At 71.2% G+C, this 24,419-nt stretch carries 17 protein-coding genes, 1 tRNA gene and 1 pseudogene; 7 read left to right on the forward strand and 12 right to left on the reverse strand.

Annotated features, from left to right (window positions below):
* Positions 1 to 48 precede the first annotated feature (48 nt).
* Positions 49 to 654, reverse strand: coding sequence for a glycoside hydrolase family 25 protein (locus ACSDR0_RS23825; protein WP_435291083.1), 606 nt, complete (start codon positions 652 to 654; stop codon positions 49 to 51).
* Between the two features lie 93 nt (positions 655 to 747).
* Between ACSDR0_RS23825 and dapD the strand changes: the two genes are divergently transcribed.
* From dapD to ACSDR0_RS23840, 3 genes are all read left to right on the forward strand, one after another.
* Positions 748 to 1,725: a 2,3,4,5-tetrahydropyridine-2,6-dicarboxylate N-succinyltransferase gene (gene dapD / locus ACSDR0_RS23830; RefSeq protein WP_435291084.1), complete on the forward strand. Its 978-nt coding sequence runs from the start codon at positions 748 to 750 to the stop codon at positions 1,723 to 1,725.
* A gap of 240 nt (positions 1,726 to 1,965) precedes the next feature.
* Positions 1,966 to 2,583 (forward strand): hypothetical protein, encoded by a 618-nt coding sequence (locus tag ACSDR0_RS23835; RefSeq protein WP_435291085.1) that lies wholly within the window; start codon positions 1,966 to 1,968, stop codon positions 2,581 to 2,583.
* Positions 2,584 to 2,664: 81 nt separating this feature from the next.
* A protein-coding gene (locus ACSDR0_RS23840; protein ID WP_435291086.1) for an IS5 family transposase occupies positions 2,665 to 3,470 on the forward strand; the annotation gives its coding sequence in 2 pieces (ribosomal slippage) (positions 2,665 to 3,016 and positions 3,016 to 3,470; 807 coding nt in all).
* 424 nt (positions 3,471 to 3,894) lie between these two features.
* Here ACSDR0_RS23840 and ACSDR0_RS23845 read toward each other — a convergent pair.
* On the reverse strand, positions 3,895 to 4,569 hold the full coding sequence (locus ACSDR0_RS23845; RefSeq protein WP_435291087.1) for a hypothetical protein: 675 nt from the start codon (positions 4,567 to 4,569) through the stop codon (positions 3,895 to 3,897).
* A gap of 78 nt (positions 4,570 to 4,647) precedes the next feature.
* Between ACSDR0_RS23845 and ACSDR0_RS23850 the strand changes: the two are divergent.
* Positions 4,648 to 4,795, forward strand: a pseudogene (locus ACSDR0_RS23850) (transposase); the annotation flags it as partial.
* Positions 4,796 to 4,803: 8 nt separating this feature from the next.
* Here ACSDR0_RS23850 and ACSDR0_RS23855 read toward each other — a convergent pair.
* The 6 genes from ACSDR0_RS23855 to ACSDR0_RS23880 form a co-directional block, all read right to left on the reverse strand.
* Positions 4,804 to 5,700, reverse strand: a complete 897-nt coding sequence (locus tag ACSDR0_RS23855; RefSeq protein WP_435291088.1) for a TIGR03564 family F420-dependent LLM class oxidoreductase — start codon at positions 5,698 to 5,700, stop codon at positions 4,804 to 4,806.
* Positions 5,701 to 5,898: 198 nt separating this feature from the next.
* A complete protein-coding gene (locus ACSDR0_RS23860; RefSeq protein WP_435291089.1) occupies positions 5,899 to 6,561 on the reverse strand; it encodes a potassium channel family protein in 663 nt (220 codons plus the stop codon).
* 137 nt (positions 6,562 to 6,698) lie between these two features.
* On the reverse strand, positions 6,699 to 8,600 hold the full coding sequence (gene recQ / locus ACSDR0_RS23865) for a DNA helicase RecQ (RefSeq protein WP_435291090.1): 1,902 nt from the start codon (positions 8,598 to 8,600) through the stop codon (positions 6,699 to 6,701).
* Positions 8,601 to 8,962: 362 nt separating this feature from the next.
* Positions 8,963 to 12,565: a galactose-binding domain-containing protein gene (locus ACSDR0_RS23870; RefSeq protein WP_435291091.1), complete on the reverse strand. Its 3,603-nt coding sequence runs from the start codon at positions 12,563 to 12,565 to the stop codon at positions 8,963 to 8,965.
* 1,076 nt (positions 12,566 to 13,641) lie between these two features.
* The gene (locus tag ACSDR0_RS23875) at positions 13,642 to 16,563 is read right to left on the reverse strand and encodes an ATP-binding protein (protein ID WP_435291092.1); all 2,922 of its coding nucleotides are present in this window, start codon (positions 16,561 to 16,563) and stop codon (positions 13,642 to 13,644) included.
* A gap of 494 nt (positions 16,564 to 17,057) precedes the next feature.
* A tRNA-Val gene (locus ACSDR0_RS23880) sits at positions 17,058 to 17,129 on the reverse strand.
* 486 nt (positions 17,130 to 17,615) lie between these two features.
* Between ACSDR0_RS23880 and ACSDR0_RS23885 the strand changes: the two genes are divergently transcribed.
* The gene (locus ACSDR0_RS23885) at positions 17,616 to 18,032 is read left to right on the forward strand and encodes an SsgA family sporulation/cell division regulator (protein ID WP_184547867.1); all 417 of its coding nucleotides are present in this window, start codon (positions 17,616 to 17,618) and stop codon (positions 18,030 to 18,032) included.
* 24 nt (positions 18,033 to 18,056) lie between these two features.
* Here ACSDR0_RS23885 and ACSDR0_RS23890 read toward each other — a convergent pair whose 3' ends face one another.
* Positions 18,057 to 18,677: a DUF305 domain-containing protein gene (locus ACSDR0_RS23890; protein WP_435291093.1), complete on the reverse strand. Its 621-nt coding sequence runs from the start codon at positions 18,675 to 18,677 to the stop codon at positions 18,057 to 18,059.
* A gap of 121 nt (positions 18,678 to 18,798) precedes the next feature.
* On the opposite strand from ACSDR0_RS23890, the gene ACSDR0_RS23895 reads away from it, so the two are divergent.
* The gene (locus ACSDR0_RS23895; protein WP_435291127.1) at positions 18,799 to 20,184 is read left to right on the forward strand and encodes an LVIVD repeat-containing protein; all 1,386 of its coding nucleotides are present in this window, start codon (positions 18,799 to 18,801) and stop codon (positions 20,182 to 20,184) included.
* 75 nt (positions 20,185 to 20,259) lie between these two features.
* On the opposite strand, the gene ACSDR0_RS23900 is transcribed toward ACSDR0_RS23895, so the two are convergent.
* From ACSDR0_RS23900 to ACSDR0_RS23910, 3 genes are read right to left on the reverse strand one after another with little or no spacing between them, the layout of a single operon-like run.
* Entirely contained in the window at positions 20,260 to 21,090 is an 831-nt protein-coding gene (locus ACSDR0_RS23900; protein ID WP_435291094.1) for an aminotransferase class IV, read from the reverse strand.
* A complete protein-coding gene (locus tag ACSDR0_RS23905; protein ID WP_435291095.1) occupies positions 21,087 to 22,106 on the reverse strand; it encodes a chorismate-binding protein in 1,020 nt (339 codons plus the stop codon). The genes ACSDR0_RS23900 and ACSDR0_RS23905 overlap by 4 nt, the downstream gene beginning before the upstream one ends.
* A 4-nt stretch (positions 22,107 to 22,110) precedes the next feature.
* Positions 22,111 to 23,013, reverse strand: coding sequence for a LysR family transcriptional regulator (locus ACSDR0_RS23910; RefSeq protein WP_435291096.1), 903 nt, complete (start codon positions 23,011 to 23,013; stop codon positions 22,111 to 22,113).
* A 59-nt stretch (positions 23,014 to 23,072) separates the two neighbouring features.
* On the opposite strand from ACSDR0_RS23910, the gene ACSDR0_RS23915 reads away from it, so the two are divergent.
* On the forward strand, positions 23,073 to 24,404 hold the full coding sequence (locus ACSDR0_RS23915) for an NAD(P)-binding domain-containing protein (RefSeq protein ID WP_435291097.1): 1,332 nt from the start codon (positions 23,073 to 23,075) through the stop codon (positions 24,402 to 24,404).
* Positions 24,405 to 24,419: the final 15 nt, after the last annotated feature.

Here is a 24,419-nt window from a genome sequence, read left to right on the forward strand (position 1 = left end):
GACGAGTGGTCTGGGAATCGATGCTACCGGTGTCGGCAACGCGATTTCTCAGGCGTCGCGGCTCCGGCGGTAGCCCAGGGAGGTCAGTTCGGCCCGGGTGCCGCGGAAGACGTTGCGATCGACCGGGTTGTTCGAGTGCTGGTGGATCGTCCACCTGTCCCACGGCGTCGGCACCTCCGGCCTGCCCCGGGGATGGTCGGGCGCGGCGATCCACAGCGGGTAGGGCTCCAGCCCGGCGCAGTTGCCGTTTCGCGCGAACGCCAGGAACGTGTAGACCACCGGCTTGACCCCGGCCAGCGCGATGATCGCCTGGCACCAGCTTCGGGCGAACCGCGCCACCCTGGGCGCGGGGAGGCGGTCGTTGGTCTCCAGGTCGAGGGCGAGCAGGTCCCCCCGGCGCAGCCCGCCGGCCCGCCGCACGATCCGCAGGAAGTGCACCGCCTGCGCCTCGGGGTCTCCCGCGGGGCGGGCGAAGTGGTAGGCGCCGCAGACGATCCAGCTCTCGCGCATGCCGTTCCAGTTGTCGCCGAACCACTTGTCGGTGAAGGTGCTCCCCTCGCTCGCCTTGGCGAAGGCGAAGGAGACCCCGCCCTTCGCGTGCGCGCCCCAGTTGACGGCGCCCTGCCAGTTCGACACGTCGATCCCCTGCAACATGGCGGCCACGCTAACCACCGGCCACCGCGGGCACACGCCCGACGCTCCCTCGGCGTACTGCCATTGCGGCCGCTTTGGCTAGGCTTGGTCGGCGTGAACGCAGCAGCCCAGATCACCGGCGCGCACGCGGCCGGCATCGCGACCATTACCTCCGGCGGAACCGTGCTCGACACGTGGTTCCCGTCCCCGCAGCTGGGCGAGCCCTCCTCGCCGGGCACCAGGCGGCTGACCGAACGGGAGGCGGTCGAGGAGCTCGGTTCCGGGGTCACCGCGCTCCTCGGCCCCGACGAGGACCGCGGCGTGGAGGTGGTCGCGGTACGCACCGGCATCGCCAAGCTGTCGGAGGCCCCGGCCGACGCCCACGACGCCTACCTGCGCCTGCACCTGCTGTCGGCGCGTCTCGTCCAGCCGCACGGCCAGAACCTGGACGGGCTGTTCGGCCTGCTCAGCAATGTGGTGTGGACCAACCACGGCCCATGCGCCGTCGAGGGCTTCGAGCAGGTGCGGCTCCGCCTGCGCGCCCGGGGTCAGGTGACCGTCTACGGCGTGGACAAGTTCCCCCGGATGGTCGACTACGTGCTGCCCACCGGCGTCCGGATCGCCGAGGCCGACCGGGTGCGCCTCGGCGCGCACCTGGCGAGCGGCACGACCGTGATGCACGAGGGTTTCGTCAACTTCAACGCCGGGACGCTCGGTACCTCCATGGTCGAGGGCCGCGTCTCCGCGGGCGTCGTCGTGGGCGACGGCTCGGACGTCGGCGGCGGCGCCTCGATCATGGGCACCCTGTCAGGCGGCGGCAAGCAGGTCATCTCCATCGGGCGGCGCTGCCTGCTGGGCGCCAACAGCGGCGTCGGGATCTCCCTGGGTGACGACTGCGTCGTGGAGGCGGGTCTCTACGTCACCGCCGGGACCAAGGTGGCCCTGCCCGAGGGGCGGGTGGTCAAGGCGGCCGAGCTCTCCGGCGTCTCCGGCCTGCTGTTCCGCCGCAACTCCACCTCGGGCGCGGTCGAGGCCGTGCTTCGCCAGGGGACGAGTGTGGAGCTCAACAGCATTCTGCACGCCAACGACTGATCATCGCCTCTCGCCCGGGAGCACCACCGTGAGCGCGCTCCGCCGCCCTCGCGGAGCGCCGGGACGGTGTCCGGGTCGCCCCGCGCGACCCGGAGGCCGCGGGGACGCGTGGATGTTCGTCGCCGGGTCCCCCAGCTGACAGGGTGGCCCCACGGGCCTCACGGGCCTCATGTCGACGCGGGCGAACCGGCCTCCTCACCGGAAAGCTCGGGAGGGGGTCTTCGCGCTGGAAGGATTCAGATGACCGGTCAGGAGATGACGGGCGACGGCGAGAGCGTGGCGGGGGCGGCGGCCCGGTGGGTGACCGGGCTGTTCGCGCCGCAGGTTCTGGTCATCGGGCTGCCCCCGCTCGTCGGGCTGATGGCCGACGGCTGGCCGGGCGCGGCCTGGGGCCTGGTGGCCTCGGCCCTGTGCGGCGGGATCCCCGCCCTGGTGATCCTGGCCGGGGTCCGTTCAGGACGCCTCGACTCCCATCACCTGGTCGACCGGGCGAGCCGGACGGTGCCGCTGCTGGTGGCGGTCGCGGCGGTGGCCGTCGCGCTGGCGCTGCTGGTCCTCCTGGGGGCGCCCCGGCTCCTGGTGGCCACGGTGACCGCGATGCTGGCCGCGCTCGTGGTCACGGTCCCGATCACCCTCTGGTGGAAGATCTCCTTCCACGCGGCCGTGTCGGCGGGCACCGTGGTGGTGCTGGCCCACGTGCTGCCCGTCGCGCCCACCCTGGTCGCGGGCACGCTGGTCGTGGCGACGGTGTGCTGGGCGCGGGTCAGGCTCACCCACCACACGCCCGCCCAGGTCGCCGCCGGGGCCGTCACCGGAGCGGGGACGGCCTGGGCGGCCCTGAGCGCCTTCGGCGTCTGAGCGGGCGTCCTCCGGCCCGCAGGACGGCGAGGGGCCCCTCTAAGACCGTGACTCATTTGGCGGTCGGTCGTTGGATACAACGTGGATGCATTTCTTCAGCGAGTGGTCCCTGACGAGTTGTGGGAGCTGTTTCAGCGCGTGGTTCCCTCGGCGCCCACCCGGCCGCAAGGCGGTGGGCGGCGACGTGTGGATGACCGGATGATCCTGGCCGCGATCGTGTACGTGGCCACCACCGGTTGCGCCTGGCGGCAACTGCCGCCGGTCTTCGGCGCCTCCTGGCAGACGGTGAACCGTCGCTTCGCCGAGTGGAGCGCCGCCCGGGTGTGGGCCAAGCTGTATCGGATCATCCTGGACGAGCTGGGCGCGCGCGGAGAATTGGACTGGTCGCGATGCGCGATCGACTCGGTCAGCGTGCGTGCCATGAAAGGGGGGAGCTGACAGGCCCGAATCCTGTCGATCGCGGCAAACCCGGGTCGAAGATCCACCTCATCACCGAGCGGACCGGTCTGCCGATCTCTGTCGCAATCAGCGCGGCCAACACCCACGACAGTCAGGAACTGCAGCCGCTGGTGCGCGGCATCCCGCCGATCCGCTCCCCTCGCGGACCGCGACGCCGCCGGCCGGCGAAGCTACACGGCGACAAGGGGTATGACTATCCGCACCTGAGAACCTTCCTGCGCAGCCGCAGAATCGCCCCGCGCATCGCCCGCCGAGGCATTGAGTCCAGCCAGCGTCTGGGACGCCATCGCTGGGTGGTCGAGCGGACCGTCTCCTGGCTGGCCGGCTGCCGACGCCTCCACCGCCGCTATGAACGCCGCGCCGACCACTTCGCGTCCTTCGTCGCCATCGCCGCCGCCCTAATTTGCTACCGCCGCCTGACCAAATGAGTCACTGTCTTACACACGGTACCTCCGACTGTAGAACCGCCGGGCCGGCCGCACGTTCGGCTGTGGGGGATAGCCGACGAGTTCGCTCATGCCGCATTTGTACCAGCCTGCGTGGGCCCCCGCAGGGTCGGCCGTGGCGTGTAGAGGTTCGGCGTGTGGCAATCCAGGCAGCAAGGAGGAGAAGGTGTTCACGCGGGGGCATCCGCGACCTTCTCGACAGCCGCTACCCCGGCGAGGAGATCGCCGACATCCTGACGAAGCACATGCACACGGGGGCGGCGAGCACCCCGTGGCGCAGGACACCCTCCGCCGGCGCACGATTCCCGGGCCACCCCTTCGCCGAGATTCTGCTCACACGGCCTCCGCACTCCGAACCCACCGTCCGCGTCTCCCGCCGCCGCATCACGGGCGCGCCGCCTGCCCGTCAGTCCTTCCTGCTGTCCCAGGGGTCGCCGATCCAGCTGTCGAAGGAGGGGATTAGGGCCACGAGGGCGGCTCCGAGCCGCCAGTCCAGCTCCGGTGCGTACAGACGTACCGTGTCCCCGGACGACTTGAACTCAAGCGGGACCTGTCCGCCGGAGCGCCACTTGATGCGGCGTGGGCCGCGCGGGAAGTCGCCACCGCCGCCGCCGAACAGGGCGGCCACGAGGATGAGCGGCAGCAGGGGCGAGCAGAGCCACCACACGCACCACCAGAACAGCCGGCCCTTGTATCCCACCGCGTCGGGGCTGCCGGCGCGGCTCACCGTCCAGCGTGTGCGCAGTCCCTGGCTGAACGCCTTGTCACGCGTGAACATGCCGAGCGGTTCGCCGTGCGGGCCGAGCACCTTGAACTGTGCCCGCCCGCTGCCCGTGGAGACGGTGACCAGGGTGGCGACCCGCGCCTGGCGATGCTCGTCCGCCCACAGGACGAAGGAGCGGGCTCCGCTCTTCCGGGCCGCGAGGTAGGCGGATATGCCGTTGGGCAGCACCTCGCGTTCCACATAAGCGACCGGCCGCGAAGTTCCCGGTCCATCGGAGAAGCTGATCCGGCAGTCGAGCTGCCCGCCAGGGGTGGTCCTCAGTCGCCGCAGTGCTTGCAAGGTCAGAGTGCTGGTCACCTGACGGGCTCCTTCGCGCGTGTTTGTGTCGAATGGTCAGCACGAAGGTACGCGTGCGCGGCCCCCGTTGTTCCCTTCCAGCGACTCGGCCGGCACCGCTGGGTGGTGGAACGGACCTTCCTCCTGGCTGACCGGCACCCGCCGATTACATCGCCGCTACGAACGCCGATCCGATCACTTCGGCTCCTTCGCCGCCCTCATCTGCTACCGCCTACTCGCCAAATGAGACACGGTCTAAAGAAGGCTCTTGAGGAACTCCCGCGTCCGGGTGCCCGGGGAGTACTCGGCGGCGACGAAGTCGGTGACCCCGGCCTTGGAGAGCGCCTCGATCCGCGCCCCCACCTCGTCCTCGTCCCCGACGATCGCCACGTCCGCCGGACCCTCGGCGCCCTCCCTGTCGAGCATCGCCCGGTACGACGGCAACTGGCCGTAGATCTGGAACCGCTCGGCGGCCAGCGCCCTGGCCGCGTCGGCGTCGTCGGTGACGCAGACGGGCAGCGCGCACACGATCCTCGGCGCGGGCCGCCCGGCGGCCCGCGCGGCCTCGGTGACGGCGGGCACCACGTGCTCGGCCACGGTCCTGGGACCGGTCATCCACAGCACGGTGCCGTCGGCCACCTCCCCGGCCAGTCTGAGCATCCTCGGGGCCAGGGCGGCGATGAGCACGGGCAGTTCCTTGGGCCTCGGCGTGTCCAGCCCGAGCCGTCCCGTGAGGGTCTCGCCCTGGAAGTCCGCGTTCTCCCCGTGCGCGAGCGGCATCAGGATCGACAGGTACTCGCGCATGTGGCGGGCGGGCCGCTCGAAGCTCATGCCGTACATGCCCTCGATCACGATCTGGTGCGAGAGCCCGATGCCGAGCGCGAGCCGCCCGTCGAGGACGGCGTTGACGGTGAGGGCCTGCTGGGCGAGGGCCGCCGGGTGGCGCGGGTAGGTCGGGACGACGGCGGTGCCGAGCTCGATCCCGGGCACCTGGCTTCCGATCACGGCGAGCGCGGTCAGCGTGTCGAGGCCGAACGTGTGGGACGTCCAGACGGAGGCGAAGCCGTCGTCGGCCCCGCGGGCGATGCGCTCCCGCAGCTTGCCCAACTTGTCCGGCCCCTGGGATTCGCTGACGAACAGTCCAAGTCGCATCGCTACCGAACTCCATTCTAGTAAGTTCCGGTCAGTCTAGGACGATCACAGCGATCACGCAGCGGCGCGGGCTCCGGGGCACGGCCGGAACACCGGGGAAGAGCAGGCGAAAACAAGAAAAGGGCGGGCGGGCGGCCGGAAAGGCCTAGGAAGGCCGGGTACGGGCCGGACAGAAGTCGGGAGAGAATCGGGCGAGGGTCAGGGAAGCTCGGTGAACCGCTCCACCTGCTCGATCTTGCCCGCGATGACGATCACGTCCCCGTACCCCAGCACGGTTCCGGCGTCGGCGTAGGTGAACTCGTCGTACTGGCCCTTCACGCACACCACGGTCACGCCGTACTTGCGCCGCAGGTTGGACTCGCCCAGGGGCACGCCGACGTACTCGCGGGGCGGGCGGGTCTTGACCACCGCGTAGTCGCCGTCCACCTCCATGTAGTCGAGCATCCGCCCGTTGAGCAGGTGGGCCAGCCGCTCCCCCATGTCGTGCTCGGGGAGGATCACGTGGTGGGCGCCGACCCGCTCCAGGATGCGGCCGTGCTCGCGGCTGATCGCCTTGGCCCAGACGTCCTCGATCTCCAGCTCGACGAGCAGGGACGTGGTGAGGATGCTGGATTCCAGGTCGGTGCCGATGGCGACCACCGCCCGGTAGAAGTCGGGCACCCCCATCTGCCGCAGCGCCTCGATGTCGGTGGAGTCGGCGACGACGACGTGGGTGAGCTTTCCCGCCAGGCTCTGCACCACCTTGGGGCGGCTGTCGATGGCCAGCACCTCGGTGCCCCTGCGAAACAGCTCGACGGCCAGGGAGCTGCCGAAGCGGCCGAGCCCGATGACCACCACCGGATCGTTTCTTCTGTCAGCCAACGATCGTCCTCTTTCGGAAGTCCGCAGCCATGGGGGGATCCGTCAACGCGAGAAGCCCGGAGGCGGACGACAGCCTCCAGGCTCTTACATGCGTCTCGCTGCGCGGGCCCTCGGGCCCGAATTCGCCCGATACTACCTCAGGGGAACTCCAGAAGGGCTTCCTCGCCCTCCCCGGAATCCCGGCCGGTTCCCGCGAGGGTGTCGAGGACCTGCTGACCGTATTTGGCCAGCTTGTTCTCCCCGACCCCGCTGACCGTGCCCAGCTCGGCCAGGGACGAGGGGGACATGGTCGCGATCTCTCGCAGGGTCGCGTCGTGGAAGATCACGTACGCGGGCACGCCCTGCTCCTTCGCGGTGGCTCCGCGCCAGGCGCGGAGCAGCTCGAACACCGGGACCGCCTCCGGTGGCATCTCGACGGGCTCGGCCCGGCGCGAGGTGGAGGTCGTCGAGGACCTGGAGGCCTTGGCGGCCCGCGGCGCCTTCTCCGGCTCGCGCCGCAGCGGGACCTGGCGTTTGCGGCCCAGGACCTCCGCGCTCGCCTCGGTCAGCACCAGCGTGCCGTAGTCGCCCTCGACGGCCAGCAGCCCCTGCGCCAGCAGCTGGCGCACCACGCCGCGCCACTCGGCCTCGCTCAGCTCCGTGCCGATGCCGAACACCGTCAGGCCGTCGTGGTCGTGCTGGATGACCTTGGCCGTCTTCTTCCCGAGGAGGATGTCGATGATCTGGCCGGCGCCGAACTTCTGGCGGCGCTCGCGCATGAGCCGGAACACCGTCGACAGGACCTTCTGCGCGGCGACCGTGCCGTCCCACGACTCCGGCGGCGACAGGCAGGTGTCGCAGTTGCCGCAGGAGGTGCCCTCCTGGCCGAAGTAGGCGAGCAGCCGCGCGCGGCGGCACTCGACCGCCTCGCACAGGGCGAGCATGGCGTCCAGGTGGGCGGCCAGGCGGCGGCGGTGGGTGTCGTCGCCCTCGGAGGTGTCGATCATCTTGCGCTGCTGCACGACGTCCTGGAGGCCGTAGGCGAGCCACGCGGTGGAGGGAAGGCCGTCGCGCCCGGCCCTGCCGGTCTCCTGGTAGTAGCCCTCGACGGACTTGGGCAGGTCGAGGTGGGCGACGAAGCGCACGTCGGGCTTGTCGATGCCCATGCCGAACGCGATGGTGGCGACCATGACGAGGCCGTCCTCGCGCAGGAAGCGCGCCTGGTTGGCGGCGCGGACGCGCGCGTCGAGCCCCGCGTGGTAGGGCAGCGCCTCGATGCCGTTCTGCACCAGGAACTCGGCGATCTTCTCGACCGAGTTGCGCGACAGGCAGTAGACGATGCCCGCGTCCCCGGCGTGCTCGGTGCGCAGCAGCTCCAGCAGCTGCCGCTTGGGCTCGTTCTTGGGAGCGATGCGGTACTGGATGTTGGGGCGGTCGAAGCTCGCCACGAAGTGGCGGGCCCCCTCCAGGTTCAGGCGGGAGGCGATCTCGGCGTGGGTGGCCTCGGTGGCCGTCGCGGTCAGCGCGATGCGCGGCACGTCGGGCCAGCGCTCGTGCAGCGCGGACAGGGCGAGGTAGTCGGGCCGGAAGTCGTGCCCCCACTGGGCCACGCAGTGCGCCTCGTCGATGGCGAACAGCGAGATCACCCCGCTGTCGAGCAACCGGAGCGTGGCGTCGACCCGCAGGCGCTCCGGTGCCAGGTAGAGCAGGTCCAGCTCGCCGGAGAGGAAGGCCGACTCGACCCGGCGGCGCTCCTCGAAGTCCTGGGTGGAGTTGAGGAACCCGGCCCGCACGCCGAGCGCGGTCAGGGCGTCGACCTGGTCCTGCATGAGCGCGATGAGCGGCGAGATCACCACTCCGGTGCCCTTCCGCACGAGGGCGGGGATCTGGTAGCACAGCGACTTGCCGCCGCCGGTCGGCATGAGCACGAGGGCGTCGCCACCCGACACGACGTGCTCGATGATCTCCTGCTGGCCCGCCCGGAACGAGTCGTAGCCGAAGACGCGCTGCAGGACCCGCGACGCGTCGGTCACCTCGGGGCCGTTCTCGGGGGAAGCCATCGGGACAGTGTACGAGGATCTTCCCGCTGGTCGGCGGCGAACGGACCGGAAGCGCGGGCCTCGTCCGGGGCCGTACCGGGCCATACGGGGCCCGGAGCAGCGGCGCGGGGCCGGCGGGGTTTTCGACAGGGCAGGGGGCGGGGTCCCGGCGGAGAGGTCCCGGCAGGGGAAAGGGCGGGGTCCTGCCAGAGGGGACGGGGTTCCGGCGGGGAGGTCCCGGCAGGCAGAAGGACGGGATCCTGGCGGAGGGGACGGGGTTCCGGCGGCGAAAAGGTGCCGCCGGGAGGGTCGGACCTCCCGGCGGCACCGGCACCGCGGTCTCGCTTCTCCCGCGCTCCTCCTACGGAGTCACGGGTTCGGGGTCACGGGTTGACGTTGATCGTGAAGGTCGACGTCGTGTTCCTGATGTTCTGGAAGTTGTTGCTCATCTGGAGGTTGTTGAACGTGGCCGAGCCGACCGCCGGGCCCTGACCGGGCTCGGGCATCTCGTTGGCCCAGATGGCCCAGCCGGACTTGGCGTCGAAGGCGTCGCCGCTCTTCTTGGCACCGGTGATCGAGACGTTCGTGAAGATCGTGTCGGTGACCGGGTTCTGCGGCTGGCCTCCGGAGTAGTTGGTCTGGAACATGATGCCGCCGTAGGTCGGGTCCACGATGTCCACGTTGTTGACGCGGATGCCCTGGAAGACCTTGGAGGCGGAGAAGACCCAGATCGCCGGGAAGACCTGCTGGCCCCAGAAGTGACCGCCGGCGCGGACGATCGAGATGTTCTCGAACCTGGTGGGCGGGCTGGCGCCGAAGCCGTTCATCGGGTAGCCGAAGTCCAGCGAGCTGATCGTGATGCCGGAGTAGACCAGCGTGTCGGCGATGTAGATGTTCCTGAAGACGTTGTCGTACCCGCCGTAGACCGCGACGCCCGCGGCCCGCCAGGTCAGGATGGACGTCAGGTTCTCGTAGACGTTGCCCTTCATGTCGGCGCCGCCGGCGTCGATGGCCGAGAACAGCGCGAAGCTGTCGTCACCGGTGGCGCGGGCCTCGTTGTTGCTGACGAGGTTGTCCGTGCTGCCGTTGGTCATGTTGATGCCGTCGGCGAACATGTTGCGGATCCGGGAGTTCTTGATCGTCACCCGGTCGGTGTTGGCGCCCCAGTAGAGGCAGACCATGTGCTCGTTCCAGATGTTGTCGATCACCACGTCGGCGACGTTCGAGAAGTCGAACACCTTGCCCGGGCCGTCGATGCGCGAGGTGTAGTTGCCGAAGTAGGCGAAGTTCGCGAAGGACGAACCGTTCGCGCTGGCCTCGGCGCGGAAGCCGACGTCGGTGTTGTCCTGACTGTCGGGCGCCCGGAACTGGGTGTACCAGGGGCCGGCGCCGACCACCTTGACGGCCTTGCCGTAGACCTGGAACTTGCTGGACGTCTGGTAGGTGCCCGCCGGCAGGTAGACGCCGACCAGGTTGCCGGTGTTGTCCATCCGCACCCGGTCGAGGGCGTTCTGCACGTCCTGGTGGGTGAAGCCGGTGGGGGTCGTGTACTTGGCGGGGTCGGGGTTCGCGACCGGCGAGACCTGCTCGGTGTTGATGAAGTCGATCGCGTAGGTCGTGGTGTTGGCGGGGTCCTTCTGCAGCCTAATCTTGCTGCCGGCCGGGACGGTGGTCCCGAGCATGACGTTGGCCTCGTCGTAGATGTGACGCGGCCCGCCGGAGCCGGGCGAGTTGTTGGGGCCGGCCTCGGGGCCGTACAGCCAGGCGTACTTGGACGTCAGGTTGATGGGCTTGAGGAAGGTGCCGTTGACGTAGACGTTCAGCGTCGAGTCGATGCCGCCGCCGCCCGCGGAGTCGGGGATGGAGAAGCGGGTGACCAGGGTGTTGGTGCTGGCCTTGGTGGTGAACTCGACGTAGCTGCCCGTGCTGTTCAGCGTCACGGCCCTGCGGCCGGACGCCTCACCCGCCGGGCTGCCGATGTCGCGGTTGGGGCCGACCACGGTCGCCCCGCCGCCGACGACGGCGTCCTCGGCCTCGTAGAAGTCGTACGGCATGTTGGCGCCGCGGCCGACGAAGAACGGCTGGGTGCTGGTGTTGTTGGCCCGCTTGACCGGCAGCTCGTTGGCGTCGTCGGCGAGGACCGTCCTGACGGTGAACTTGCCGTTGGCCGCCGTCCAGGTGCCCAGGTTCACCGGGCTGGTGGTGGCGCCCGGCGCGATCACGCCGGTGTGGGAGCCGGTCAGGGTGCGGACGACGCTGCCCGCCTCGTTGAGGACGGTCAGCGTGATGCCGTGGGCGCCGCTCGCGGAGGCCACGGTGCCCTGGTTCCTGATCGCCACGGAGAAGGTGACGACGGCGCCGTTGGACGGGTTGCTGGGGGTCCAGCTGGTCGTGGCGACCAGGTCGGAGGTGTCGACCGGCCTGACCACGAGCGGCGCGGAGGCCGCGAAGGTGTTGTTCGACTCGTTCTGCTCGATGACGGCGTTGTCCTCGTCGACCTTGGCGCTCAGCGCGTAGCTGCCCGCGTCACGGGGACCGGCGTTGGCGGTCACCGTGGCGGACGCTCCGGCGGCCAGCGCGCCGACCGAGGCGGTGCCGACCTTGGTGGTGCCCAGGTAGAAGTTGACGTTCGTCGCGCCGGAGGCCGCCGAGCCGGCGTTGCGCACCGTGGCCGAGAGCGTGACGGAGTCGGTCTCGATGGGGGACGCGGGGGACGCGGTCAGGCCGGTGATCGTCAGGTCCGGGTTCGGCGCCGGGGTGCCGATGATCTGGAACTCGGCGACCTGACCGGCGGGGGCGCCGGTGTTGGAGGTGATCCTGAGCTGGACGTCGGCGTAGGCGCCGCTGACCGGGATCGTCACCGTGTTGCCGGAGGCGGGGTTGAAGGTGTAATTCGCCGCCGCGGCCAGGCTGGTGAAGGTGGTCGAGCTCTGCGCGCGACCGAGGACCTGGATGTTCTGCGTGCGCGTTCCCCAGGCGCTGTCGGGGTTCAGCTTCACCACGACCGAGCTGAGGGTGGCGTTGGCGCCCAGGCTGACGGTCAGCGTGTTGGGGTAGCTGCCGCCGTTGCCCTCCCAGTAGGTCGCTGTGTTGTTGTCGTTGGCGTTGGCGGCCACGAAGGTGAAGACCGAGGAGGAGGCGGTGATCGCCTTGCCGATGGCCAGGTTCGACCCGGGCGGGGTGGTGCCGTTACGGGTGACGGTGTTGCTGTTGCCCGACTGGTTGCCCGCGGCATCCTTGGCCTTGACGTAGTAGGACACCGTCGCGGTGGCCGGCTGGGTGTCGGTGTAGGTCAGGACGTTGCCCGCCACACTGGCACGCAGGGCGTTGTTGGCGTAGACGTCGTAACCGGTCACGCCGACGGTGTCGGTCGAGGCGTTCCAGGTCAGCCTGATCTGGCCCGAGCCCGGCTCGGTGTAGGCCAGGTTCGACGGCGTGCTCGGCGGCGTCGTGTCACCGCCGGAGACGGGGCCGTACACCTCGAACTCGGAGATCTGACCTGCGGGCCAGCCCGTGTTGGCGGTGAGGTTCAGCCGCAGGTAGCGGGCGCTGGTCGCGGCGAAGTTGATCGTCACCGTGTTGCCGGTCGCCGGGTTGAAGGTATAGCCGGCCGAGCCCACGATCGTGGTGGTGGGCGTGGAGCTCGTGCCCGCCAGCACCGACAGGGTCTGCGTCCTGGTCTCCCAGGCCGTCGCGGGCGGCAGCTTCAGGACGACCTGGTCGACGCTGGTAGCGGCTCCCAGGTCGACCTGGACCCACTGCGGGAAGGCGTTGTTGTTGCTCTCCCAGTAGGTGGTGGCGTTGCCGTCGGTGGCGTTGCCCGCGTTGTAGGGGGCGTTGGCACTGCTGGAGGAGGCCGCCTTCCCCGCCGCCAGGTTGGGGCCGGCCGCCGCCGAGGCCGGCGCGACGACCGCCCCGGCCAGAGCGAGCAGGCTGGTCGCGGCCATCGCCGCCATCAGCCGTAACGCCAGGTACTGCTTTCTCATTGCGTTCCTCTATATCTCTCGTCTGGAACGACAGGGTCGGGAGGGAGGCCGTGGCCTCCGCCGCGCGACGCGCTCGGCACCCGGGAGTGCCTCGCTCACGAGGTGCGGATCCCTGGTCCTCTTCTTGCGGGTCCTCGGAATCCGGCGGGCGGGCGGCCGTGTGACCTGTGCGGGCCGATCCGCGAGCCGTGCCTCGTTCGTCGCTGGGGGGTGCTGGTCGCCGTGTGCGCCGGTGCTCTTCTTGTGGAGATGGCCGGCGGGACGAGCGATGGGTGAACGTCGGATCTGTCGGTGAGTCCCGGACGGGGGGTCCGGAACCGCGGGCCCCTGGCCGGCCGCGGCGGCGCGGACGCTCTGCCGGGCTCGGGTCGTGGCGGACCTGCCGTCAGCTGACGGTCAGTGTCGGCGCGGGGGCGATGAGTGTCGCAACCGGGGCCGCCAGGGCGGCGACCGACCGCGCAATGCCGAGAACGACATCACCTGGGGCCTCTCCGGAGGGGTGGGAGGGATGTGCGGGCACAGCACATCACTGCCGTAAGTTGCGGAGAACAGAGAGAATTTAACAGGACTTTGCAATATTTTTGCATTGCGCTGGCCAAATGTTACATACGTGCTACGGCCGCGTCAACGGGTCGAGAAAGGTGGCTTACTTCGGCCCGCCGCCCCAGGTGCGATCCGGCCGATCCGCCTGCCGCACGGGCCTTCCGGCCCTTCCCCGGGCGGGTGCGCGAGGGCGGCGCGGCCCCCTCGGGAGGGCGCCCCGCGCGGCGGGAGGGAGGGTGCGCCGACGGCGAAGCGGGATCGGGGAAACATCACGGAAACACGGCCGCGCGGAACGGCCGGCGCGGCGGGAGCCGGGAAGACGGAGCTCACGGGCCCGTACGTCAGGCCCGTACGACGCGGCTCCCCCTGGCGGGCGGCCGGAGGCCCCCGGCCCCGGAAGGCGCCGTGCCGGAGCCCTCCGGGGGCACGCGGCCCGGGACGAAGCCCGGAGACACGATGAGAAAGAGCGGCTTTTGACTATTTAGCCTGAAATATGTGGCCTAGAAGACAGCCCCCTGAAACGTGGTGACCCCTCATCCCTCGAACAGGCGCAGCCGGTGTGCCGTGGCCGCGGCCTCGCCGCGCGAGGCGGCGCCCAGCTTGGCGAGGATGTTGGAGACGTGCACGCTGACGGTCTTCGCCGAGATGAACAGCTCTCCCGCGATCTCGCGGTTGCTGCGGCCGGTCGCCACCAGGCCCAGCACCTCGTGCTCGCGCGCGGTGAGCCCGAACCCCGCCCCCTCGGAGACCGGCTCCGTGGAGGCGGGCTCCTCAGAGAGCGCGATCCTGGCCCGCCTGGCGAGGGAGCCGATCTCGGCGGCCAGCGGCGCGGCCCCGACGCGCGCGGCGATCTCCGCCGCCCGGGGCAGGCTCACGGCGGCCTCGTCGCGCTCCCCCGCCGCGACGGCGGCCCGGGCGGCGCCCAGCAGGGCGCGGGCCTCGGCGTAGGGCTGGCGGAGCGCGGCCCAGGCTGCGGCGGCCGCCTCCCACGCCTCCCGGCCGGGCGTCCCTTCCGCCTGGGCGGCCTCGGCCGTGAAGGTGAGGCTGTGCGCCCTCTGGAGCTCCCCTTCCACCTCGAGCTTCTCCGCCACCGCGCGCAGCCGGGACAGCGACGGCGGCGGGGAGGACCAGGACGGCGAGGAGGACGAGGACGGCGAGGGCGGGGCCGCCCGCAGGCAGACGCGCAGGAACGGCCACGCGTAGCGGGGGCTGAGCCCCAGGTCGCGATCGTCCAGGGTCCGCTCGACGAGCGCGGACGCCTCGTCGTGACGGTCGCGCGCCACCAGCAGCGCGATCTCCCTGCGCAGGTGGGGCAGGACCGTCTGGTCCCTGTGGACGCCCCGGGCGAGCACGGCCCGCGAGGCCTGGAGGAGCGAGGCGGCCCGGTCGAGGTCACCGCGTGCCAGCGCGATGTCGGCGACCAGCCCCTGAAGGCTCGCGCCGTAAGGTGACGGCGGGCCCGCCTCCAGGGCGTGCTCGACCACCTGCGACGCCTCGTCCCAGCGGCCCAGCGAGACCAGGGGCTCGGCGAGGTTGATCGCCAGGAAGGCCCCGGACGTGCGGGCCAGGCCGTAGGTCTCGGCCTCGGCGATGCCCCGGCGGGCGACCTCGGCGGCCCGCTCGTGCCACCCCGCTCCCTCCAGGGCGTCGGACTCGGAGATGACGGCCCGCATCAGCGCGTTGTAGGTGCTGGCCCGGCCCGCCATCTCCCGCGCCCGCGCGAACGCGGCGATCTGGTCCTCCATGTGGGAGTAACGGCACCTGGCCCAGGTGAGCGTGACGAGCGCGTGGGCCTCGACGTCGGCGTCGCCCACCTCCTGGGCGATGCGCATGGCCTCCTCGGCCATCGCCTCCTTCTCGGCCCACTCGTCGGGGTGGTGGAGCACGCGCGACAGGTTCTCCAGGACCTGGGCGCGCAGGGAGGTCGGCGGGTCGGCGGGGACGAGCTCGACGGCGGTGCGAAGATCTTCGGCGAACCCGGCCCTGCCGAGGTCGTACCGGACGAGCCCGCGCTGCCGCAGCAGCCGGGCCGCGCGGATCGGGTCGGTGGCGGTGTCGATCTCCCGCAGGGCCGCCTTGGCCAGGGAGATGCCCCGCTCGAACTCCCCCGCCAGGTGCGCCACGGTGACGGCCTGCCGGAGCACGTCGACGTGGTCGGCCGCGATCCGCTCCGCGGCGTCGGGCACCGCCTCCCACAGCTCGAGGACCCTGGTCAGCATCCGCAACTGCTCGTCGTAGGCGGCCGCCTTCCTGGCGGCGGCGGCCGCGTGCCACGCGCTGATCAGCGCCCAGAGGGAGTTGTGCGCGGCGTGCCAGTGGTGGGCGAGCTCGATGGCCCCCCGGGGGGCGGGCAGGATGCCGGGGTTGGACTCCAGGGCCTCGGCGAAACGGGTGTGCAGGCGCGTGCGCTCGCCGGGCAGCAGGTCGTCGTGGACGGCCTCGCGGATCAGGGCGTGCCTGAAGGCGTACGTCTCGCCGTCGACCACGAGCACGTTGCCCGCCACCGCCGGGCGCAGCAGGCGGGACAGCTCGCCCTCGTCGGCCCCGGCGACGGCCGAGAGCATCGTGTGCTCGATCCTGGCGCCGCCCGCGGCGGCCAGCCGCATCAGCTCCTGGGTCTCCTCCGGCAGGCGCTCGACGCTGGCCAGCAGCAGGTCTCGCAGCGAGTCGGGCAGCGTCTCGCCCTCGCCCCCGCTGAGCAGCGCCTCGACGAACAGCGGGTTTCCCTCGCTGCGCGCGTAGACCAGGTCGATGTCGGCGACCGGCCCGCCGTCGAGGATGCTCGCGGCCTGCTGGTCCACCTCCCTGCGGTTCAGCCTGCGCAGGTCGAGGCGGGCGACCCAGTCGACCCGGCTCAGCTCGGTCAGCAGCGGGCGCAGGGGGTGTGTGCGATGGAGCTCGTCGGCCCGGTAGGTGACCAGGGTCAGCAGGGGCACGTCGGAGCGCTGGTAGCGGACGAGGAACGACAGCAGGTCACGGGTGGAGCGGTCGGCCCAGTGGGCGTCCTCGATGACCAGGACCGTCGGCCGGGTCTCGGCGAGCCGCTCCAGCAGGCCCAGGACCTGCTCGAAGAGCCTGGCACGCGCCTCGGCGCCCTCCCTCTCCGGCTCGCCGAACTCCGGCAGCAGCCGGGCGAGCCCCCGCGTCGTCCCGCCGGGCAGCAGCGCGGCGACGCCGTCGTGGCCCAGGTCGCGCGCGAGCCTGCGCAGCACCGCGGTGAAGGGGGCGAAGGGGAGGCCGTCGGTGCCCAGCTCCAGGCACCCGCCGATGAGCACCAGGGCGTCGTCGGAGCGCTCGGCGAACTCGCGGACGAGGCGGGTCTTGCCGACCCCGGCCTCGCCTCCCAGGAACACGGTCGAGGCCGATCCGGAGCGCGCCCTGGCGAGCGCGTCCTCCAGAACGGCGAGTTCGTCGGCGCGGCCGACGAACAGGGGGCTTACCGTGTGGGCTCTCACGCCCCCAGGATGCCACCGGCCACCGACAGTCAGAGCTTCGCCCGGCGCGCCTCCCCCGCCGCGCCCGGCCGGTCGGTCGATCGGCCAGCCGAGACTCCGGGACTCCGGAGTCTTTCCTCGGTCTCAGGAGAGGGCGGTGCCCGGCCGCCGACGGCGGCCGGGCGCGAGCGAGGGCTCCGGAGGTCCGCGACCTCCCGGAGGAGGCCCGGAACCCTCGTCCGGGACGGGTGAGATCACCTGCCGCCAGAAGACAGCCCTGAGAACGCCGTAGCGTCCCGGACATCCGCCAGGAGAGTGAGGGGAGGGCCGGCGCCGTTCAGCGCCCTGCGGGCACCAGGGCGCCCCGCCGGCGCCTTCGGGCGCCTCGTGCGCCTCACTTGGGGAACGAGACGGCGCCCGTGCCGGCGTCCTCGGCCACGCGGGAGGTGTCCCGGCATGGAAAAAGCCCCCCGGCTGACGTCAACCAGGAGGCTCTGACCTGCGACTTGCTAGTGTGGGCGATACTGGGATCGAACCAGTGACCTCTTCGGTGTGAACGAAGCGCTCTCCCGCTGAGCTAATCGCCCGCCCTGTGCGGCCCCTCACGGTGCCGACGTGGAAAACCATACAGCAATCCGGGAGTGCTCGCGAAGCGGTGGGCGACACATAATGATCTTGAAAGACGACACGGCGGGGAGGCAAAGGTCTGAGGATGCATCCGGCGGGGGGCTACGGTGTCATAGCATCGTCCTGATCCGTAGAAGCACCGAACGACCCGCGCTCGACCCGAATCACCCGAGACGCCCCGCCAGGGAGTCGACGGTGACCAAAACGAGACGCAAAACCCTTGCAAATACGGCCCTGTTGGTGATGTTTAGCCAGGTAGATGCCCAAATGTCGCGCTGTGATGTGTGTTACAGAAGGGCGTGGAGGCGGAATCTTTCCTACAGGTTTCTTTGTTCCGCGTGATAGCTCGCGAGGGACGAAGCCGTTCAGAGCGGCAAGAGCTCAGAGCAGTAAGAGCAGCGAAAGCCCCGCAGAGGGGACCGACGACGAAAAAGGTTTGGCTGACGATGAACAGCGCCACCGTCTCTGCCGAGCTAGGCCTTCGGCTTGTGGTCCCCGACCGTACCACCGTCCCCCTGCTCGCCGGGCTCAGCTATACGGCCGGTGACCCGTACGCGATCAGGATGGCCTTCCACGTGGGGAATGACGAGCCGGTCGAGTGGATCTTCGCTCGCGAGCTGCTGACGGTCGGCATCGTGCGGCGGGTCGGCGACGGGGACGTCCAGGTGTGGCCGGCGCGCGCCGACGGCGAGCGCACCCTGCACATAAGCCTCACCTCACCGTTCGGGCAGGCCCTGTTCGAGGTGCCGCTGGCGCCGCTCACGGAGTTCCTGCACCGGACGTACGAGCTGGTCCCCGCCGGTCGCGAGACCGACTTCATGGATCTGGACGCCGAGCTCAGCAACATGCTCTGGAGCTCGTGACGGACTCCCCGCGGGGCTTCGGGACTACGCCCCGGGCCTGAGCAGGTCCCGCATCCGGGCGATCTCGATGCCCTGACCCGAGACGACGTCCTTGGCGGTGGCCAGCATGGCCCGGTCGGAGCCCTCGCGCAGCTGGAGCCCCGCCATCGTGACCGCCGCCTCGTGGTGAGTGATCATGAGGGTCAGGAAAAGGGTGTCGAAGGCCGCCCCCCTGGCCGCCCTGAGCCGGTTCATCTCCTCCAGCGGGAGAGTGTGGCCGCCGTGGCCGCCGCTCCCGTCGTGCTCGCCCGGAGTCCGTCCGGCCGCCCTCAGCCACGAGGTCATCGCCGCGATCTCCGGCCGCTGCGCGGCGGTGATCCGGCCGGCGAGCCTCCGCAGGACCGGCGAGGACGACCGGGACGGCACCAGCGCCGCCATCTCCAGCGCCTGCCGGTGGTGCGGGATCATCCCCTCGGCGAACCGCACGTCGGCCGCGGTGACGCGCGCCTCGGTCTCCCCCAGGTTCTCGCCCGGCCGCGCCGTGCGGCCGGGTTCCCCCGGGCCGCCCGGGATGATCACGGGCGCGCCCGACCCGGCGACGAGCGGGGCCGGTCGCTCCGGTCCGGTGTCCGCGCATCCCCCGAGAACCGATGCCACGATGATCATCGCGATAACCTGACTCGGCACACGCATCCTCCGCATAGCTTCAATAATGGGGCAAGTGGACCGACGTAATGGGGGCACCGTGCGACCGATCGTGGCATTCGTCCTGGCCGCGCTACTTCTCGTGGCCGGGTGTGGGGCGGACCCGGCCCCCTCGGCCTCGCCACCGTCCGTGGCCGCCGCGCCCACCTCGGCGGCGCCGGCCACCCCGGAGGAGAGCCCTGGCGCCTCCGGGCAGACGACGGAGACCCCCGCTCCCGGGATCTCTGGGGACGGCACCCACAGCGACAACATCACGCACCTGGCCAACGTGCCTCCCGGCGCCCCGCTCAACGGGCCCCAGTCGTGGGGAACCGACCTGGCCTTCCAGGGCGACTACGCGTTCGTCGGCAACTTCGACGGCTTCACCGTCTTCGACATCTCCACCCCGGCGAGCCCCTCGGTGGCCAGCCGGGTGCTCTGCCCCGGCGAGCAGAACGACGTCTCGGTGAGCGGTGACCTGCTGTTCCTGTCGATCGACTCCGCCCGGGAGGGCCCGGAGTGCGACGCCCAGCGCGGCGAGCCGGAGGCGGACGGCTGGGAGGGCATCCGGATCTTCGACATCTCGGACAAGGCCAATCCCACGTTCGTCGCGGCGGTCCAGACCGACTGCGGCTCGCACACCCACACCCTCGTCCCCGGCAAGACACCGGACAAGGTCTACCTCTACATCTCCTCCCCCGGCCCCGAGCCCGGCACGGTGACCTGCGCGCCGCCGCACAACAAGATCTCCGTGGTCGAGGTGCCCGTCAAGGACCCGAAGAGCGCCAAGGTGATCTCCAAGCCGGTGCTCTCCGACAAGCCCGCCGAGGGGGGCATCGGCGGCTGCCACGACCTCACGGTCTACCCGGAGAAGAACCTCGCCGCCGCCGCCTGCTTCGGCGACGGGATCCTGCTGGACATCGCCGACCGGGTCAACCCCAAGGTGCTCCAGCACGTGAGCGACAAGAAGAACTTCGCCATCTGGCACTCGGCGACGTTCAACAACGACGCCACCAAGGTCGTCTTCGGGGACGAGCTGGGCGGCGGCGTCAGCGCGACCTGCGACTCCAACACCCCGAAGACCAGCGGCGCCAACGCGGTGTACGACCTCGGCAAGGACCGCAGGCTCAAGCTCCGCGGCTACTTCAAGATCCCCAGGGAGCAGGCGTCCGACGAGAACTGCGTCGCGCACAACGGGTCGCTGCTGCCGGTGCCGGGCAAGGACATCATGGTCCAGTCGTGGTACCAGGGCGGGATCTCCGTCTGGGACTTCACCGACGCGACCGAGCCCCGGGAGATCGGCTTCTTCGAGCGCGGCCCGGTGCCGGGGGTCGGCGGCTCCTGGTCGGCGTACTACTACAACGGCCACATCTACTCGAGTGACATCACCAAGGGCCTGGACGTGCTCCGCATCGACGACCCGCTGACCGATCCGGCCTCCAAGGTCAGGCTCAAGGAGCTGAACGCGCAGACCCAGGTGTCCTACTAGCCCGCCGGACGACCGGCTCCGGCTCCGGCGGGGTGCACCGCCGGAGCCGGGACCGGAGAGCCCGGAAACCGGGGCTCAGGGGTCGAGGTCGGCGGCGGAGCGCTCGGCGAAGACCTGCATGGCCTTGGCCGTGATCGGGCCGGGCGCGGCGGGCAGCACGGTCCGGTCGATCGCGCGGATCGGCTGGATGTCACGGGTGGTCGAGGTCAGGAACGCCTCCTCGGCCTCGTACAGGGCCGAGAGCGGGACGTCCTCCTCGACTCCCCCGCACCACTCCAGGGCGAGCGCGCGGGTGACCCCGGCCAGGCAGCCCGAGGCGAGCGTGGGGGTGAGCAGCCGCCCCTCGCGCACCACGAAGATGTTGCTGCCGGTGCCCTCGCACAGGTTGCCCGCGAGGTTCTCGAAGATCGCCTCGCCGCCGCCCCTGGCCTTGGCGTAGAACAGCGCCTTGGCGTTGTCGCCGTAGGAGGTGCTCTTCACCCCGGCGAGCGCGCCGCGCTCGTTGCGCGGCCAGGGCACGACGGTGACGTCGGCGGTGGCCGGGAACGGCTTCTGCTCGTCGACGATCACCACGCTCGTGCAGCCCTTGTCGCCCCGGTCGGAGCCGAGCGGCCCCGGGCCGCTGGTGTAGGTGACGCGGACGCGGCCGAGCTTCCACGGCGGGGCCTCGGCCAGGCAGGCGCGGATCCCGTCGGCGATCGCGTCCACGTCGGGGTCCGGCAGGTCCATCCGCCGCGCCGAGAGCGTGAGCCGATCGAGGTGGCGGGTGAGCGCGAACGTGGTGCCGTTCACGCACTTGATGGTCTCGAACACCCCGTCGCCGACCATCAGGCCGTGATCGAACACCGAGACGGTGGCCTGATCCGGAGAGATGAGTGCTCCGTTAAGCCATATAGGTACGTTCATACGACTCCTTCTGAACCTGATGTTGATGCCAGCGCGATGAGCCGGGAGGCCTTCAGCTCGGTCTCGTCCCACTCGCGTCGCGGGTCGCTACCCCAGGTTATGCCCGCGCCCGTACCGAAGCGGATCTCGTCGGACGACATCCAGAACGTGCGGATCCCCACGGCCAGCGACGCCCGTCGCCGGTCGGCGTCGACCCAGCCCACGGTCCCACAGTAGGGCCCGCGCGGCTCGGGTTCGAGCTCATCGATGATCCTCAGGGCCGAGGATTTCGGGGCCCCGGTCACCGACCCCGGCGGGAAGGTCGCGGAGAACAGCTCCGGCCACCCGTACTCCGGCGCGAGCCGCGCCCGGACCGTGGAGACCAGATGGACCAGGCCGGGGTACTCCTCCACCTCGCACAGGGCGGGCACGCTCACCGAGCCCACCGCGGCGACCCTGCCCAGGTCGTTGCGGACGAGGTCGACGATCATCACGTTCTCCGCGTAGTCCTTCTCCAGCAGGTCGTCCACGGTGACCCCGGTGCCCTTGATCGGCCCGGACTCGACCACGTCGCCGTCCCTGGACAGGAAGAGCTCCGGGGAGGCCGACACGACGCTCAGCCCCGGCAGGCTCACCGCGGCGGCGTAGCGGGCGGGGTTGCCCTCCGCCAGCCGTACGGCCAGGGCCAGCGGATCCGGCCTCTCCCTCGCGGGCAGCGGCGCGGTCAGCACCCGGCACAGGTTGGCCTGGTAGACCTCGCCCCGCTCGATGTAGGCGCGGATGCGCCGCACGCCGTCCTCGTACGCCGCCCGGTCGAGGGAGCTGCGCCACGACGACGGGTGCGGCCCGCGCCAGGGGCCGCGCGGCGTGGGCAGCGGGGCCCGGCGGACGTCGCCGAACCTGGCGCACGTCACCTTGCCCTCGTAGTCGATCACGACGGCCCACCACCCCTCACCGTCCAGCGCGGCGAGGTCGGTGGTGAGGTCCCGAAGACCGGTGGCCAGATATCCGGTGACATGCGCAAAAGAGTCATGCACTGCCCTATTGTCCCGCCCTTCCGGCCAGCAGCCGCACCAGGGTGCGGGCGGCGGCCAGGGGGGCGGGCGGCAGGGCGGCGTAGACGGTCCTGCGCGGGGCGAGATCGCCGAGGGAGCGGAGCACCAGATCGGACGGTACGGCGTACGCGGCCATGGCGGGCACCAGCGTGATGCCGAGCCCGGCCGCGACGAACCCGAACTTGCCCGTCCACTCGGCGATCCTGACCGTGGCGCGGGGCGCGAACCCGGCGCGGGCGCAGGCCGCGGCGAGCGCGGTGGCCCGGCCGGGCGGGGGCGCCTCGATCCAGGTCTCCTCCCGCAGCTCGCGCAGGTCGACGATCTCCTCCGCCGCCAGCCGGTGGCCGCGGGGCAGCGCGACGAGCAGCTCGTCGTCGGCCAGCTCGACCATCTCCACCTCCCCCTCGCGGGGCAGCTCGGACGGGTAGTCGCTGACCACCGCGACGTCCAGGCCGCCCTCGCGCATGCGGCGCAGCAGGCTCCCGCTGGGGCCCTCGATCGGGACGAGCTCGACCTCGGGGAAGTCCTCGCGGAACGCGCGCAGGGCGCCCGGCACGAGCGCGACGTTGGCGGTGGCGAACGCCCCCACCCGCAGCCGCCCCCGGTAACCGCCGTGGATCCCGGCCAGCTCCTCCTCCGCCCTGGTCAGCCGGTTCAGGACGACCTGGGCGTGGTGGTGCAGCGCCTCGCCTGCGGGCGTCAGCCGCACCCCGCGCGGCAGCCGCTCGAACAGCGGGCCGCCCGCCCGCTGTTCGAGCGCGGCGATGCGGCGCGACACGGCCGACTGGGTGTAGTTGAGCCTGCCGGCCGCCGCGGTGAACGACCCGGTGCGGGCCACGGTGTCCAGCAGGCGCAGCCCTTCGACGTCGAACACATTCCCCCTTCGCATGCCTTACATGCAATCTAGTCGCTGGTGGAATGCCTACCAGGTTCCGTAGCGTGAAGCGCATGATTTCTTTTCTTGGCCTGGGACACATGGGCGCCCCGATGGCCCGGCGGCTGGTGGGGGCCGGACACACGGTGACGACGTGGAACCGCACCCCCCGCACGATCGAGGGGGCCGCCACGGCGGCGTCGCCCGCCGAGGCCGTGGCGGGCGCGGAACTGGTCGTCACGATGCTCAGTGACCCCGTGGCGGTCAGGCGGGTGCTCGCGGACGCGGCGCCGGGGCTGCGGGCCGGGACGGTGGTCGCGGAGATGTCGACGATCGGGCCCGAGGCGGTGGCCGGGCTGCGCGACCTGCTTCCCCCGGGGGTGGGACTGGTCGACGCGCCGGTCCTGGGCAGCGTGCGGCCGGCCGAGGACGGCACCCTGACGGTGCTGGCCGGGGGCCTGCCCGAGGATCTGGCCCGCTGCCGGAGGATGCTGGAGGTGTTCGGCCTGGTGGTCGAGGTCGGCGGCCCCGGCGCGGGCGCGGCGATGAAGCTGGCCGTCATGAGCGCGCTGGTGCCCGCCCAGGTGCTGCTCGCCGAGACCCTCGCGTACGCGGCGGCGACCGGGGTGGACACCGCGACCCTGCTGGACGTGCTCGGCGGCACGCCGCTTGGGGGGCTGGTCGAACGAGTCCGCCCGGTCGTCGAGACCGGCCCGTACGAGACGCGCTACGCCCTCGGCCTGGCGGCCAAGGACGTGGCACTGGCCGCGCACGGAACCCAGACGCTCGCCGCCGCGGCCGGGACGAGACTGGCGGGCGCGGTGGCGGCCGGGCTCGGCGGGGCGGACCTCTCAGCGATCTTCACGCACGTCGCCGCGACCGGTCCCGCAGGGGCGGACCGGACGGGCGAGGCGGGCCTGACGGGCCAGGTGGGCTCGGTGGGCTCGGTGGGCTCGGTGGGCTCGGTGGGCTCGGTGGGCTCGGAAGCCCCGGCCGGCCCGGAAAGCCGTACCGGCGTGGAGAGGCTGAACCCGGCCGCGGTTCCCGCCACCAACGGGTTCTACTCCCACGCCACCAAAGCCGCGGGCCTGCTGTTCGTCTCGGGGCAGGTGGCGCTGGACGAGGAGGGGAAGGTGGTCGGCGAGGGGGACATGACGCGCCAGTCCGAGTATGTGATGGACCTGCTGGCACGCATCCTCGCCGACCAGGGCTGCGCGTTCGACGACGTGACCCACATCCGGAGCCATGTCACCGACATGTCGCTGCTGCGAGAGTACGGGGCCGTGCGCAAGCGTTTCATCACCGGCGAACCCCCGGCCAGCACGACCGTGGAGGTCTCGCGGCTGTTCCGGCCGGGGCTGCTCATCGAGGTGGAGGTGATCGCCGCCCTTCCCGCGAACCGGTGAAGGCGGCCGCCTCCA

It is taken from the genome of Streptosporangium sp. G11, from assembly GCF_051192615.1.
Classification (GTDB): Bacteria; Actinomycetota; Actinomycetes; order Streptosporangiales; family Streptosporangiaceae; genus Streptosporangium.

Excerpts from the sequence above, each read along its gene's own strand:
- ACSDR0_RS23825 (WP_435291083.1), bottom strand. The coding sequence starts at position 654 with ATGTTGCAGGGGATCGACGTGTCGAACTGGCAGGGCGCCGTCAACTGG.
- ACSDR0_RS23835 (WP_435291085.1), top strand. The coding sequence starts at position 1,966 with ATGACCGGTCAGGAGATGACGGGCGACGGCGAGAGCGTGGCGGGGGCG.
- ACSDR0_RS23855 (WP_435291088.1), bottom strand. The coding sequence starts at position 5,700 with ATGCGACTTGGACTGTTCGTCAGCGAATCCCAGGGGCCGGACAAGTTG.
- recQ (WP_435291090.1), bottom strand. The coding sequence starts at position 8,600 with ATGGCTTCCCCCGAGAACGGCCCCGAGGTGACCGACGCGTCGCGGGTC.
- ACSDR0_RS23870 (WP_435291091.1), bottom strand. The coding sequence starts at position 12,565 with ATGAGAAAGCAGTACCTGGCGTTACGGCTGATGGCGGCGATGGCCGCG.
- ACSDR0_RS23885 (WP_184547867.1), top strand. The coding sequence starts at position 17,616 with ATGAACAGCGCCACCGTCTCTGCCGAGCTAGGCCTTCGGCTTGTGGTC.
- ACSDR0_RS23890 (WP_435291093.1), bottom strand. The coding sequence starts at position 18,677 with ATGATCATCGTGGCATCGGTTCTCGGGGGATGCGCGGACACCGGACCG.
- ACSDR0_RS23900 (WP_435291094.1), bottom strand. The coding sequence starts at position 21,090 with ATGAACGTACCTATATGGCTTAACGGAGCACTCATCTCTCCGGATCAG.
- ACSDR0_RS23910 (WP_435291096.1), bottom strand. The coding sequence starts at position 23,013 with ATGCGAAGGGGGAATGTGTTCGACGTCGAAGGGCTGCGCCTGCTGGAC.
- ACSDR0_RS23915 (WP_435291097.1), top strand. The coding sequence starts at position 23,073 with ATGATTTCTTTTCTTGGCCTGGGACACATGGGCGCCCCGATGGCCCGG.